Consider the following 11302-nt stretch of genomic DNA (forward strand, 5'->3'; position numbering starts at 1 on the left):
GGCTCTGACCCCCGCAGTCATGCCGCCGGGCGTTCATCCACGCATGGCGTGGATCTACTGATCGACCGTTGGCCGGCATGCAGGCGCCACCCCGGTCATGACCCCAATCCACCGGCACGGTATCCTGCACGACGGAATCGAGTTCAGAGGTAGTCCATGGCGGGAGCCAAGCGCGGGTGTCTGTTCGTGGTAACGCTGGTGGTGGTGCTGGCTGCCGTCGTGGCCGGCGCGGGCGCGTGGTTCTTCTACCAGCAGACCCGGTTCGCCGACGCCCCGATCACCCCGACCGCCGAGAGCGTGGTCATCGCCAGCGGCGATGGCATGAACAGCGTGCTGCGCAAGCTGCGCGATGCCGGCGTGGACGAGGGCCAGGACACCCAGTGGCAACTGCTGGCGCGCCAGCTCGATGCGGCCGGCAAGCTGAAGGTGGGCGAGTACGCGCTCAGTGGTGAGCTGACCCCGCGCGAGCTGCTGCTTCGCATGCGCGCCGGCAAGGTGCTGCAGCACCGCGTCACGATTGTCGAGGGCTGGAACATCCGCCAGCTGCGTGCCGCACTCAAGCGCGCCGAGCCGCTGCTGCACACCACCGACAACCTGGATGACGCCGCGTTGATGCAGCGCCTCGGCTTCGGTGGCCAGCACCCGGAAGGCCGCTTTCTGCCGGAGACCTACGTTTACCAGCGCGGCGACAGTGATCTGGACGTGCTCAAGCGCGCCCACGCCGCAATGGAAAAGGCGCTGGACGAAGCCTGGGAAAGCCGCGCGCCGGACCTGCCGATCAACACGCCCTACGAACTGCTGACGCTGGCGTCGATCATCGAGAAGGAAACCGCGCTGGCCAGCGAGCGCCCGCAGATCGCCGGCGTGTTCATGCGCCGCCTGAAGATCGGCATGCGCCTGCAGACCGACCCGACCGTGATCTACGGCATCGGTGCCGCGTATGACGGCAACATCCGCCGCCGCGACCTGACCACCGATACGCCGTACAACACCTATACCCGTGCGGGCCTGACCCCGACCCCGATCGCCATGCCCAGTCGCGACGCGCTGATGGCCGCGGCGCAGCCGGCCGCCGGTGATGCGCTGTACTTCGTCGCCGTGGGCGACGGCAGCGGCGCGCACGTGTTCTCGCCCAGCCTGGACCAGCACAACGCCGCCGTAGCCCGCTACCTGCAGCAGCTGCGCCAGCAACGTACCCAGGAGACCCCGGCGCAATGAGTCCCGCGCTGCTTCGCCACCCGCGTTTCGTCAGCCTGGAAGGCGGCGAGGGCGCAGGCAAGACCACCGCCATCAATGCCATCCGTGACTGCCTGCGCCGCCACGGCCACGAGGTGGTACTGACCCGCGAGCCGGGCGGTACGCCGCTGGCCGAGCGCATCCGCGGCCTGGTGCTGAAGCCCGATGCCGAGATCGCTGCCGAACCGCTCAGCGCCGAAGCCGAGCTGCTGCTGGTGTTCGCCGCACGCGCCCAGCATGTGCGCCAGGTGATCCGGCCGGCGCTGCAGCGCGGTGCCTACGTGCTGAGCGACCGCTTCACCGATTCCAGCTACGCCTACCAAGGCGGTGGCCGCGGGCTTGACCCGCAGTGGATTGCCGACCTGGAGCGCCGCGCGGTCGGCCTGCTGCCAGGGCTGACCCTGCTGCTGGATGTGGACGTGGCCGTCGGCCGCGCACGCGCCAACGGCCGTGACCTGTGGCCGGACCGCATCGAGAGCGAGCAGGACGATTTCTTCCAGCGCGTGCGCGCCGTGTTCCGCAGCCGCGCACAGCAGGACCCGCAGCGCTTCGCGCTGATCGACGCCGGCCAGGTGCAGGAACGCGTGGCCGCCGATGTGGTCGCACGTGTCGAGCGTTGGCTGCAGGACGGGGAGGGCGCATGAGCACGTTTTCGCCGTGGCAGCAGCGCGCGTTCGACCAGACCGTGGCTGCGCTCGACGCCGGTCGCCTCGGTCATGGCCTGCTGATCTGCGGCCCGGCCGGGCTGGGCAAGCGCGAGGTGGCGCTGGCGCTGGCCGACCACGTGCTGGCGCAGGGTGATGCAACGCACGCCACGCGTACGCGCCAGCTGATCGCCGCCGGCACCCATCCGGACCTGCAGCTGGTCAGCTTCATTCCGAACAAGAGCGGCGACAAGCTGCGTACCGAGATCGTCATCGAGCAGGTGCGCGAGATCACCGACAAGCTGGCGCTGACCCCGCAGTACGGCGTGGCGCAGGTGGTGATCGTCGATCCGGCCGATGCGATCAACCGTTCGGCCGCCAACGCGCTGCTGAAGACGCTGGAGGAGCCGCAGCCCGGCCGCTACCTTTGGCTGATCAGCAGCGACCCGGCACGCCTGCCGCAGACCATCCGCAGCCGTTGCCAGCGACTGGAATTCAAGCTGCCGCCGCAGCACGAAGCACTGGCCTGGCTGCAGCAGCTGGGCCACAGTGAAGCATCGGCGCGCGAAGCGCTGGAGGCCGCCCGCGGCCATCCCGGCCAGGCCGACAACTGGCTGCGCGAAGACGGCCTGAGCCTGCGCCGCGAAGTTGGTCGAGATCTGGAACAGCTGGCCGCCGGCAAGACCGGCGCGGTGGAGCTGGCGCAGAAGTGGTGCGGTGATGACAACGCGGCGCTGCGCCTGCGCTTCGCTGCCGATCTGGCGCTGGCCCAGGCCAGTACCGATGCCTTGACCACGCCGGAGCGATTGCACAAGCTTGCAGCCTGGTTCGATGCGGCCAACCGCACCCGCGACCTGCTGCGCACCACGGTGCGTGCAGACCTTGCGGTGGTCGAGTTGCTGCTGGCCTGGAACAAGGTGAACGAGCGGCCTGCCGCAAGGGGAAATCGATGAGTGCCAGCAACGCCCGCCAGGGCATCCTGTCCCTGGCTGTGAAGGACAAAGCCGCGCTGTACAGCGCGTACATGCCGTTCGTGAAGAATGGCGGCATCTTCGTGCCCACGCCCAAGCGCTACTTCCTGGGCGACGAGGTGTTCCTGCTGCTGACGCTGCCCGATTCCAGCGAGCGCCTGCCGGTGGCCGGCAAGGTGATCTGGGTGACCCCGGCCGGCGCGCAGGGCAACCGCACCGCCGGCATCGGGGTGCAGCTGGCCGACGGTGCCGAAGGGGAGGGCGTGCGCCACAAGATCGAGACCCTGCTGGCCGGGCTGACCGGTTCGGACAAACCGACCCATACGATGTGATTCCGGTAGCGCCGGGCCATGCCCGGCTGCGTGCCCCGAAGCGCCGTGAACACGACTGTGAAAAACTGTTGACGGCCTCTGAAAAGCCCCTATAATGAGCGGCTCAGCAACACACCGGGCGGTTAGCTCAGCGGTAGAGCATTGCCTTCACACGGCAAGGGTCACAGGTTCGATCCCTGTACCGCCCACCATTTAAAATCAGTGTGTTACAAGAAAACCGGCGAAAGCCGGTTTTTTGTTCTCCTGCACCGCTCCTACAAAGCGCAAGATTGCGCTCTGGACTGCGCTCGCCATCTTGCTTTTGCATCTGTCTGGCTCCAAGTTCCTACAGCCCGCTTGGGCATCAACCAGAACAGGGATTAGACATGGATTTCAAAGCTGGTGACGTTGTAAAGCTGAAGAGTGGCGGCCTCCCCATGACCATTGCATGGATCAATAGCGGTGAGGCACGGTGCGAGTGGTTCGATACGAAGTATGAGCCTCAGGTTCGGAGCTTTGCATTGGCTCTTCTTGTGCACGCCGAATCGTAAAAAGGCGATTGTCCCCGCCCGGCACGCCGCGGCGGGGACGCTACGAACTGATTTCATCGAGCATCGAGCGCAGCCCTTAGAGCACTGCTGCTGGTGGTACGTACGCCCTGCGTCGTGACGGCCTCCATTCGGTCCAACCGATCCACCACCTGCGCGAGCAGAGCATTGCTCTGCTGCATCGCCGCCGTGGTCGCGGCCTGCGCCTTGTTGTCCATCACCAGGTCGAACACAGCGCGCGCGAAGTTATCCGACAACGCCTCGATGGTGTCGGCCAGCTCGCCCATGCCGACGCCACCCTTGTCCAGGTCGCCCACCTTCATCCGGTCGATCAGGCCCGTCACCTGGCGATCGCGTTGACGTAGTCTCGGGCTCGCTCCCATGGGCGCCTCGTGGCGGGAAAGATATCCACAGGCTTGTCTATGGCCGACGTTACTCCGGCAGTACTATCATCCGGCCAACCTCAGTTTGGGTCTGGCAATGCTAGCTGTGTACGTAGACGAAAGCTGCGCGGATGGTAGGAACCGTTACCTCATCCATGGAGCGCTGTTTCTTTGCGGGCAGCAGATCGGTGATCTGCGCGCGGCTATTGAAGCTACGGTCGCGGCTAGCGGCCTGTCAGATGAAGTGAAGTGGAGCGGTATCACCAGGGCAAAGCGAGCGCGCGAGCTCGCCATCGCTGATCAGTATTTTGATGGAACCACTGATCAGGAACTTGCGGCCGGCCGTTGGTTTCAGTCGATGGTGATCGATCAGCATCAGCTGGACGTCCGGGGGTATCACGGCGGTGATAGAGACGTTTGCTTCTATAAGTGTTTGTATACCCTTCTTGTAAAGCGCATCGCTCAGTACGCGTTGCCTGATGAAGACGTGCACGTCGTTCTAGATCAGCGCACGACGCTCAGATACGACCTGGAAGATCTCCGGGCAGTGTTGAACAACGCGCTAAGGCGAGACCTCGCTGATCGATCTCCTCACGTTCGCACCGTGATTTACAGAGACTCACGCACCTGCCGACTACTTCAGCTGTCCGACCTTCTGACTGGTGCTGTTGGCTTCCATCAGAACCGTATGCATTTGGTGCCAACTGCATCTCCGCACAAGCGCGCTGTGGCAGAGCATGTTGCCAGGCGGGCCAATTTGGAGTCGTTGCAGATCGCCAACAATTGGTCGCCGCATATGGGCATCTGGACGCTTCGGATGGGTGAGCGTCGCACATAAAAAAAAGGCCGAGCGATCTAACGGTTTCCCGTATCCACGTCCGTGGCACTCGGATCTCCGAGGGATTCGATCGGCTGGGCCTCTGGGCGAGTGTGGCATGTCCTGCCTCCAATGCAAACGGGCCGCGTTCAGCATTGCTGGGAGCGTTACCTGCCGCACATAGCCGCGGCCAACCTAGCTCGGCGGCCTAGGCGACCGTTATCACTGCTGGTCCTCTGCGTAGATGCCGCCGCTGATCACCACCGACCCCACCACCATCCCCTTCGTGTCGTGGCCACCGTAGGCGACGGGCACGGGGTTGCCCTGGGCCTGCACGTTCACGGGCCCGTTCATGCTGTAATTCGGCGCGTTCTCGGCGCTCTCCTTCGCTCCCAGCCCGCGCGGCTGGGGCGATAGCATTTGCGCCACACCGCCGATGGCCAGGCTCCAGCCGGCCGCGCCAACGGCACCCCAGAACTTGGCAACGCCAGCGGCTGCGCCCGGGCCGCCGGCGATCCCTGCCACCACGATCAGGGCCACGCCGACGATGGTCTGCAGCACGCCGCCGCGCTTGGAGCCGACCAGCACTGGCGCGATGCGGATATCGTCCGCACCTGGTGGGTCCTTCAGCTGTTCCTTGGACAGGTTCTGCTTGCCAATGAACACCGCAAACTCGATGCCCTGGTCCTTGCAGCCGGTCAGGAACTGCCGAAAGCCGGGAAGCAGGATGCTGAGCGCGAAGATGGCCTCGGCGGGACTGTTCACTGCCAGCTGGAACTTGCGCCCGAACCGGGCGCCGAGGCGGCCGTACAGGCGGATTGTGCGTAGACGCTCGGTCATCGTCAGTTCCTCAGGTCGGATGGGGGAAATAGGCCGATTGCGGCGATCTGCGTGACGCGCTGCTCTGAATCGACCACGAGCAGGCGCACTTGGGGATCCGGCGTGTCGGCGTCGGTCGCGAGCATCAGGCGGTGGCCCGCGAGCGAGGCTTCGGCCATCCGTTCGACAGCCTCGGGACTGGTCTCCACCAAGTGGTTGACCAACAAGTTGCGCAGGGGCTGACTTGCTTCCCCGAAGGAAGCGGCGGCAGCCAGGAGTGCAGGGGAAATGGGCGATGTGGACATGGGCTTAGCCTGATGGTGGGTGTCTGCCCGGTGTATCAGATCGACGGCAGTCATGGATCATTTCTCGATGGTTGGGGCGAGGCTGCGGCCAAAAGCCTTGCGCTGCAACGGATTCCGGCCATTTGCTGATTACGCCATTTGCTGAATTGCGTTTCTGGGAGGGATTTTTTTCCGCGCGTGCGGGGACAGCCGGTCTAGGTTCCGATCCGATCCATACTTTCGACTCCCCCTCCGTACGCAGTGCCGTGAACGAAGAAGGCCCGTTGCCGGGCCTGCTCGGGACGCTCAGTGGGCTAAGAGTTCCACCGCGTCCTGCCGGTGTTGTTGCGGACACCGCCGGCTGGTCCAGGCCTGTGACCAAACAGGCCATCCCGCGCTCAGTCCGCAGCCGGCCGCACGCCGGTGATCACGGTGAACTGCTGCGGGTAGTTGATGACCACATCAGCGCGGACGTGGCACAGGAAGCCGATCTCGCCCGTCTTGGCGTACGCCTCGCGCAGCAGCTGGATGGACAGCGCCTCACGCATCAGGAAGTACAGGCCGCTGAAGTTGCCCACGAAGATTTCGCTAGCGTCGGTGGCGGTGCCCAGGTCGCCATCAACCGGGATCTGGCTGGTCGGCACGAACGACATGTCATCGATCAGGCGCGGGCGCTGCAGAGGCTGGCCGGTGGTGTCGGTCAGGCCCTCGAAGTCCATCAGCGTGCGGGTGGCCATGATCGCGGCAGTCGGGGCCGGTGCGTTCACGTCGATGATCGAGCCGTATGCCTTAAGCAACGGGCGGTAGCTGTCCAGGGCTGCGCCATTGGCGCCCAGCGATACGGTGTTGATGCCCGTGGTGTTGCGCAGGCCACGCGGCTCCGGCGCCGCGCCCGAACCCAGCAGGCCAACGCGGTCCAGCTCCTTGGCAAACGCCTGTGCGATCACCTGGCGCAGCGCGCGATCCACGTCAGAGCCATCGGCCAGCAGCTCACGCGACACGCGCACGATGCACGCCAGGCTGCGCGGGGTGGACTGGACAGAGCGCAGGGTCGGCTCGCTCTCGCCGATGTTGCCCAGTTCATTGCGCCAGGTGGCGGTGGGCAGGGTGTCGATCGCTGCGGTGGAAACCGACTTGGCGCCGTAGTCCATCGGCACGATGCCCGCGCCCGCCTGCAGCAGCGAGGACGCCGGGACCAGCGCGGACAGGATGCCCGGCATCACCACGTCCGGGACTGCGTAGCCGCCTGCGCTGTCGGTGCCGACGGCGAGCGAAGCCATCACGGCCTCGGTGCTGCTCATGCCGGCAACGCCGCGCATGAAGTCGGTCAACGTGGTTTCGGCAGCGCGCGGCTTGTCAGCGTCGTCGCGGCGACTGGCGTAGTACGCCCGGAATTCTGCGGGAGTGCGCAGCACCTTGATGCCGCCGCCGTCCAGGTCCGCCGAGGGCGCGTCAGTCGGGCCGCCGCCGTTCATCTGCCACGCTGCCAGTGCGGTGGTGTTCTCGTCCACCTGCTGGCGCACGGCGGCCACGTCGGCTGTGTGCTTGGCCTTGAACTGGGCAAAGGCCTCATTGAGCTTGGCGACGATGCCGGCCACGTCGGTCGGCTCGCCCTCTGCGCGTACGGCCTGAATGCCGCGTGCGATCTTGGTTGGCTTGGTCATGCTGGGCTCCTGTGTAGGAGTCCAGTGTCCATTTCATGCTCAGCCGCAACCATCAGTTATCGTGGGGTTGCGTGGAGTTGCGTTGCCCGATTTACTTCCTGTGCGCCTCAAGCCAGCGCGCGGCATCGATCAGGCGATAGGTGATTTTGTGCTTGCCGCCGCCGAGTGCGTAGCTCTCCGGTGCCGTGCCTTCCCTGCGCTTGTTCGCCAGCGTTCCAGGAGCGATGCCGATCAGCGCGGCCAAGTCTGCCTCGCCAATGCGCCCATCAGCACTGATCCACATTCCGTGACTCTCTGCCTGCTGACGTAGCAGCGCTGCAGTCGAATCTGCGCGCCCATCCATCGTGGCAATGAGTGCGTTCAGGCCTTGTGCCCGTAGGCTATTCGGCTTCAATGGTCCCTCCTTTGGGGTCGTCCGGCCAACTGTGGATGCGCGAAGAAAGGGGGACGGTCGGTCTACGTCCGAGATGCCTCAGACTTTCGACCGCCCCTCCGTTCCATGCGGTCCCGGCTGGTCGCGTACGGTGGTGGTGAACCTGCTGCACTGGTGAACGTGGTGCATCGGTGCAGAAAGGGTGTGATTTGAAATGCGACCCTTTGGAACCTGGCGCATCGGGTGCATCGGGTGCATCGGGTGCATCGGGTGCATCGGGTGCAGCGGGTGCAGCGGGCGCATGGGGTGCAGGTGGTGCACCCCGTGCAGTGCAGGTAACGCTCGGAGCGTTAACGGCAGGGGCGCGGTGTGCGCGAAACAACACACCGCCTGGTAGTAGTTATCTGTGCACTCGCCTTGAGTACGGATTTCCCCGGAAATGAGGCTCGACCGAACTTGCCTTGAGTATGGTTTGGTTAAATAAACGTTACGCTTGCCCATGACCGTACTCGTTTTTGGCACTTGGCGTACTCGCCACGAGTACCGTGTTTTTCTGTGCCTCTTCATCGCAGGGCCGCCAGCGCATGTAGGTCCTCTTCCCGTCCGCATCGCTGCCATCTGGCCCTATGTTGGTGAGCCGGAAGGAGCGCGCCCTTCCGGTCCCAGTCTTCTGATTGAATCCGCCTGGTTTCACTTCCTCGATCCAGCCGCGTTCCTCCAAGGCTGCGAAGGCCGACTGCACCTTGGCTTGGCCGATACCGCCCAAGCGCCGCCGCGCCTCGCGGATGCTGAGGAACACCTCATTGCCAGACACGGGGCGATACAGAGCGCGTAGCTCGATGAGCAGTTGCCGGGCGCAAATGTCCATCGTCTGGTAAGCCGGCGAAGCCATTTCCCAGGAATACAGGCGGACGTGAGGCGCCACCGGGACATAGACGCTGCTGCTGCGCCCCGTCGCCCGCGCGCGCCGCTTGGCCTCTTTGCGGGCTTCTCGCTCACTCATCTGCCTCCCCTACGGTTTCTATAGAGGCGTTCACCGGACTCTTGAGAAGCACGACGCGCCGTTGCCCTGGCTCCGTCTTCGTCTCTTCGATCCATCCATGCAGCAGCAGCGCTCTGAATGCCCGCTCCACGGGGCGCTGAGTGACGTTCAGGCGCTTGCGAGCGTCTCTGACGCTGAGGGATACCAGGGCGCTTCCGGTGAGCGATTCCAGCGCGCGCAGTTCGATCAGCAGCGCGCGGGCAGTCGGATCGAGGAGGCGGTATGCAGGGTGCGCCGTCTCCCAGGAGTAAAAGCGAACGCCTTGCCGGTGGTTGAACTTGGCTTCATTCATTGCCTTCATCCTCGATAACGATCCGCACCTTCTTGCCCTGGTACTGCTTAGGCAGCGGTGTGAACGGAATGCAGGGGCCCACCTGCGAGCGGTAGATCACATCAACGGTCACAGCGTCGCGGTACTGGCGCACGATGCGCACCGCGGCATCTGTCGCCTCACCAGCACCCGGCATGTCCTGCAGGTCGAAGCGGGCGCGCCTCAGCGAGTGGAATAGGTCACGACTCATCGCATGCGCTCCCGTGCGGCCACCACGCGAGCGGCACTCTGCAACAGCTGACCGACACTGCGGCCCCAATCAGCACCAGCACGATCTGCGCGGCGCTGGATCCACTCATGCACACGCGCCTCGGTCGGGTTGCCCCGGTGCTGCAGGGCGCAGTCGCCGCACAACACGTAGGGGAGGGAGGCCCAGCCGAACTCCCGCTCCACCCTATGGAACGTGCCGAACACCGGCAGCAGTGGCTTGCCGCAGCAGTCGCAGGCAATAGGGATCACTTCGAATCGGCGGCTCATCCGACCCTCCGCAGCTTGCTGGCGTAGGTGACAAGGCCCAGCACCCGCAGTGCAGCGCGCTGGATTGTGTGGCCCTCGTAGATGCCCGACAGCGCGTAGACGTACAGGCCGGCAGGGCGCGCCTGCACGTAGCGAATCAGCGCCTCGCCGTCGATCTCAACGGCATACAGGGCATCACCGCGGTACTGCTTTACCGTCAGGTCGATCACCAGCACGTCGCCGGGGAGGTAGCTAGGTGCGTTCTGGCTGTCGATCAGTGCGACGGTGGCCCAGCGCGCGGTGTCGGAAAAGTCTGAATGCGCGTCAGGGGTTTGCCCGATTGCGAGCACGGGTGGTTGGTGTACGATGGGCGTCATGGTCAGTTCGTTCCTTGGTCGGTTCGGACGTGGCTTTCACGGCTCACTCCGGCTGCAACCGGGTGGGCCGTTTTCATTTCAGGGGCGAGGGGCATCCGGCTTTCCCCCTTGAGATGCCTTCTCCATGGCCTGCTGGCATTCCACCAGCGCCGAGTGGCTGCACAGGCGCCGCTTGCCGTCCTTGTACGTGCGGAGATGCCCGCTGTTGATGAGCTGATATCCCCTGGTCCGCGACACCCCTATCTGCTCGAACGCCTCTTCGATGGGGTAGGCGAGTTTGGGTTTCGTTGCATCCTGTGACATAGTTGGGCTCTAGATGAATGGGTTCAGTGGGTTTAATGCTCACAAACCCACTGAATGTAGTTAGACACACCGGGATAGGCCATGTCAACGACCAAGAACAAGGGTGGGCGTCCGCCGCGCGCGCCGGGTGAAAAGCTGCAGCGCATCAACCTGACGCTTAGGCCGGGCCTGCTGTTTGGCTTAGAAGTGGTGGCGCGAGACCGCCGCACGTCACTGAGCCAGGCAGCGGAGTACCTGATTGAGCAGCAACTGCGCAGCTATCAAGTAGAGGGAGCACCTGCCACAAAGCTGTTGGACGGTGTGGTCGGCGTGATGCGGGATCACCTATCAAATGGGAATCCGCTGGTGGAGAAGGAGCCAGAAGACGCAGAGGAAGTGGCCGCTATGCTGCTGGCCAGCCCCTCGGGGCGGGCGTTCTTCATGCCAGATGCGCTCCAGACACCCAGCGAGCGTTATTTCCTCAGGTTCTACGCGAAGCTACTTCGCATTGCGAATGAGTCAGCCGCCGGCGGCGAGGACGAGCGTGCGACAGCAACGATGATGGCGGTCATGAGTTCTCTGGCGCGTCCCGATTTGCTCGAGCAACTCTATGCAGCTGCTTCTGAAGGAGCGCAGAAGGGGGACTCGGAGGAAGAAGCTGCGAGGTCGGTTTACGACCAAATCGCTGCTATGGCAGCGGGCGACTAGGTTCGATCCGCATGTAACCCGCAAACCTCAAAATTGAGGTTTGCAGGCAAGTGGCT

General features: G+C 64.4%; 18 protein-coding genes and 1 tRNA gene. 8 read left to right on the forward strand and 11 right to left on the reverse strand.

Annotated features, from left to right (window positions below; all coding sequences use genetic code 11):
* Nucleotides 1-156: 156 nt before the first annotated feature.
* From mltG to AC5P7F_RS07060, 6 genes are all read left to right on the forward strand, one after another.
* On the forward strand, nt 157-1218 hold the full coding sequence (gene mltG / locus AC5P7F_RS07035; protein ID WP_046429210.1) for an endolytic transglycosylase MltG: 1062 nt from the start codon (nt 157-159) through the stop codon (nt 1216-1218).
* Complete coding sequence (tmk, locus tag AC5P7F_RS07040; RefSeq protein WP_049441019.1) at nt 1215-1880, forward strand: dTMP kinase; 666 nt, start codon at nt 1215-1217, stop codon at nt 1878-1880. The genes mltG and tmk overlap by 4 nt, the downstream gene beginning before the upstream one ends.
* Nucleotides 1877-2833, forward strand: coding sequence for a DNA polymerase III subunit delta' (locus AC5P7F_RS07045; protein ID WP_046429215.1), 957 nt, complete (start codon nt 1877-1879; stop codon nt 2831-2833). Before tmk ends, AC5P7F_RS07045 begins: the two co-directional genes overlap by 4 nt.
* A complete protein-coding gene (locus AC5P7F_RS07050) occupies nt 2830-3183 on the forward strand; it encodes a PilZ domain-containing protein (RefSeq protein WP_005412452.1) in 354 nt (117 codons plus the stop codon). The genes AC5P7F_RS07045 and AC5P7F_RS07050 overlap by 4 nt, the downstream gene beginning before the upstream one ends.
* Before the next feature lie 116 nt (nt 3184-3299).
* A tRNA-Val gene (locus AC5P7F_RS07055) sits at nt 3300-3374 on the forward strand.
* Nucleotides 3375-3548: 174 nt separating this feature from the next.
* Nucleotides 3549-3713, forward strand: a complete 165-nt coding sequence (locus AC5P7F_RS07060; RefSeq protein ID WP_197641275.1) for a YodC family protein — start codon at nt 3549-3551, stop codon at nt 3711-3713.
* 53 nt (nt 3714-3766) lie between these two features.
* Here the strand turns inward: AC5P7F_RS07060 and AC5P7F_RS07065 are convergent, their stop codons facing one another.
* Nucleotides 3767-4093 carry a hypothetical protein gene (locus tag AC5P7F_RS07065; protein WP_262243379.1) on the reverse strand — a complete coding sequence of 109 codons (327 nt, stop codon included), beginning with the start codon at nt 4091-4093 and terminating at the stop codon, nt 3767-3769.
* Between the two features lie 97 nt (nt 4094-4190).
* Between AC5P7F_RS07065 and AC5P7F_RS07070 the strand changes: the two genes are divergently transcribed.
* Nucleotides 4191-4931 (forward strand): DUF3800 domain-containing protein, encoded by a 741-nt coding sequence (locus AC5P7F_RS07070; protein ID WP_478425133.1) that lies wholly within the window; start codon nt 4191-4193, stop codon nt 4929-4931.
* A 201-nt stretch (nt 4932-5132) separates the two neighbouring features.
* Here the strand turns inward: AC5P7F_RS07070 and AC5P7F_RS07075 are convergent, their stop codons facing one another.
* From AC5P7F_RS07075 to AC5P7F_RS07120, 10 genes are all read right to left on the reverse strand, one after another.
* Nucleotides 5133-5750 (reverse strand): tail assembly protein, encoded by a 618-nt coding sequence (locus tag AC5P7F_RS07075; protein ID WP_197641272.1) that lies wholly within the window; start codon nt 5748-5750, stop codon nt 5133-5135.
* 2 nt (nt 5751-5752) lie between these two features.
* Entirely contained in the window at nt 5753-6088 is a 336-nt protein-coding gene (locus AC5P7F_RS07080; protein ID WP_197641271.1) for a hypothetical protein, read from the reverse strand.
* A 323-nt stretch (nt 6089-6411) separates the two neighbouring features.
* Nucleotides 6412-7677, reverse strand: coding sequence for a phage major capsid protein (locus AC5P7F_RS07085; protein ID WP_197641270.1), 1266 nt, complete (start codon nt 7675-7677; stop codon nt 6412-6414).
* Nucleotides 7678-7768: 91 nt separating this feature from the next.
* Nucleotides 7769-8071, reverse strand: a complete 303-nt coding sequence (locus AC5P7F_RS07090) for a hypothetical protein (protein ID WP_197641269.1) — start codon at nt 8069-8071, stop codon at nt 7769-7771.
* 466 nt (nt 8072-8537) lie between these two features.
* Nucleotides 8538-9053, reverse strand: a complete 516-nt coding sequence (locus tag AC5P7F_RS07095) for a hypothetical protein (RefSeq protein ID WP_197641268.1) — start codon at nt 9051-9053, stop codon at nt 8538-8540.
* Entirely contained in the window at nt 9046-9384 is a 339-nt protein-coding gene (locus AC5P7F_RS07100) for a hypothetical protein (RefSeq protein ID WP_197641267.1), read from the reverse strand. The genes AC5P7F_RS07095 and AC5P7F_RS07100 overlap by 8 nt, the downstream gene beginning before the upstream one ends.
* Nucleotides 9377-9613 carry a hypothetical protein gene (locus AC5P7F_RS07105; RefSeq protein ID WP_197641266.1) on the reverse strand — a complete coding sequence of 79 codons (237 nt, stop codon included), beginning with the start codon at nt 9611-9613 and terminating at the stop codon, nt 9377-9379. Before AC5P7F_RS07105 ends, AC5P7F_RS07100 begins: the two co-directional genes overlap by 8 nt.
* A complete protein-coding gene (locus AC5P7F_RS07110; protein ID WP_197641265.1) occupies nt 9610-9900 on the reverse strand; it encodes a hypothetical protein in 291 nt (96 codons plus the stop codon). Before AC5P7F_RS07110 ends, AC5P7F_RS07105 begins: the two co-directional genes overlap by 4 nt.
* Nucleotides 9897-10256 carry a S24 family peptidase gene (locus AC5P7F_RS07115; RefSeq protein ID WP_197641264.1) on the reverse strand — a complete coding sequence of 120 codons (360 nt, stop codon included), beginning with the start codon at nt 10254-10256 and terminating at the stop codon, nt 9897-9899. Before AC5P7F_RS07115 ends, AC5P7F_RS07110 begins: the two co-directional genes overlap by 4 nt.
* A gap of 78 nt (nt 10257-10334) precedes the next feature.
* Complete coding sequence (locus tag AC5P7F_RS07120) at nt 10335-10559, reverse strand: MerR family transcriptional regulator (RefSeq protein ID WP_197641263.1); 225 nt, start codon at nt 10557-10559, stop codon at nt 10335-10337.
* Between the two features lie 81 nt (nt 10560-10640).
* Here AC5P7F_RS07120 and AC5P7F_RS07125 point away from each other — a divergent pair, with 81 nt between their 5' ends.
* On the forward strand, nt 10641-11246 hold the full coding sequence (locus AC5P7F_RS07125) for a hypothetical protein (protein WP_197641262.1): 606 nt from the start codon (nt 10641-10643) through the stop codon (nt 11244-11246).
* The last annotated feature ends 56 nt before the right edge of the window (nt 11247-11302 follow it).

This window comes from Stenotrophomonas sp. YJH_SMC_105-26, from assembly GCF_059368915.1.